Genomic DNA, 1,577 nt, shown 5'->3' on the forward strand with positions numbered 1-1,577 from the left:
GGCGCCGGTGGTGTCCCGTTCCGCCCGGGTGGCGGCGGGGGTGAGCAGCCCGAAGGGCGCGCCGTCGGGGTCGGTCAGCTGCACGGAGCGGCCGTTGAGCCCGTTGGTCGGCGGGCGGCTGATCCGTCCGCCCAGCGCCACCGCGTGCTCGGTCGCGCGGTCCACGTCGGGCGTGGCGAAGTAGGTCAGCCAGTGCGCGCCACCCGCGCGGTGCACGGACAGCCCGGCGCCGCGGATGCCGAGCACCGGCCGGCCCGCGTGACGCAGCACCACCCGCTCCTCGGCGGGTGAGGGGGCGGTCTCCCGGCCGAGCCCGAAGACGCTCTGGTAGAACCGGACCGCGAATCTCGTCTCCGCCACCACCAGTTCGAGCCAGGCGGGCGTGCCGGGAAGGCCGGGGGCCGGCGGCGGGTACGAGCGCGGCAGGCGGCGCATGCCGAACACCGCGCCCGCCGGGTCCGAACAGAACGCCACGCGCCCGCCCTCGGCGTCGTCCAGCGGCCCGACGCCCATGGTGCCGCCGCACTGCCGGACGGCCAGGGCCGCCCTGTCGATGTCCTCGGCCGTCAGGAACGGCGTCCACTCGGCGGTCAGCCGGGCGTCGTCGGGCAGCAGGCCGATGCCGGCCACCGGACGCCCCTGCGCGGTGGCGATCAGCTCACGCAGCGGGCCTCCCTTGCCCGGCGTGAACTCCCAGCCCAGCAGCGGGCCGTAGAAGTCGTGCGCGACACCGAGGCCGTGCGTCCTCAGACTCGTCCAGCAGGGCGCACCGGGTGCGCCCGGTGCGCGTCCGGTGGTGGAGAAGTCGTTCACGTCGGCCGCCCCCGTTTCGTCCGTCATCGGTCGGTTCACAGGTTTCCGTTCCCCGGATGCGGGGAGAGGAAAGTCCTTTCTTCTCGGCGGATCCCCGCCCCGGGCCGGAACATGCGCCACCGATGCGCGAGGTGTTCACCAATGGACGTCACCCGCACGGTGGGTGCGCGTTCCGGTGCGGTGCGTGACCGAAGTGCCGTGGCGGAGCAGCGTAGCCAACGCGGCGCGGTGTGGCCATCCGGGGCCCGCGCCCGGCGTGGCGCGATGGCCGAAAGGCGCGTGTTGGTGCGGGCGGCGGGGTGTCGGGCAGGATGCGGGCATGAACTCTGCACTGGTGACGGCCGCCGAGCTGGCCGCTGCGCTGGACGGTCCCACCCCTCCTGTACTGCTCGACGTGCGGTGGCAGTTGAGTGTCGCCAAGGCGGGCGGCGCACCCTCGTTCGACGGGCGCGCGGAGTACGAGCGCGGCCACCTTCCCGGCGCGGTCCACGTGGACCTGGACGGTGAGCTGGCCGCGCCGCCGGGGGAGCGGGGACGCCATCCGCTGCCGGACCTGGACGTGTTCGGCGCGGCGATGCGGCGTGCCGGGGTGTCCGCGGGACGGCCGGTCGTCGCCTACGACGGCGGCATCGGCTGGGGCGCGGCCCGTGCGTGGTGGCTGCTGCGGTGGGCCGGGCACGGGGACGTGCGGGTGCTGGACGGCGGGCTGCCGGCCTGGCGCGGGCCGCTGGAGGAAGGGCCGGAAGTGCCGCACGTGGCAGGGG

General features: G+C 75.5%; 2 protein-coding genes. One reads left to right on the forward strand and one right to left on the reverse strand.

Features of this window, described 5'->3' with window-relative positions; genetic code table 11:
- Positions 1-840: VOC family protein (locus ACOV8S_RS02455; RefSeq protein WP_448315849.1), on the reverse strand; the 840-nt coding region annotated here is incomplete at its 3' end.
- A 292-nt stretch (positions 841-1,132) separates the two neighbouring features.
- Between ACOV8S_RS02455 and ACOV8S_RS02460 the strand changes: the two genes are divergently transcribed.
- Positions 1,133-1,577: sulfurtransferase (locus ACOV8S_RS02460; RefSeq protein WP_448315851.1), on the forward strand; the 445-nt coding region annotated here is incomplete at its 3' end.

It is taken from the genome of Streptomyces sp. CO7 (assembly GCF_053474865.1).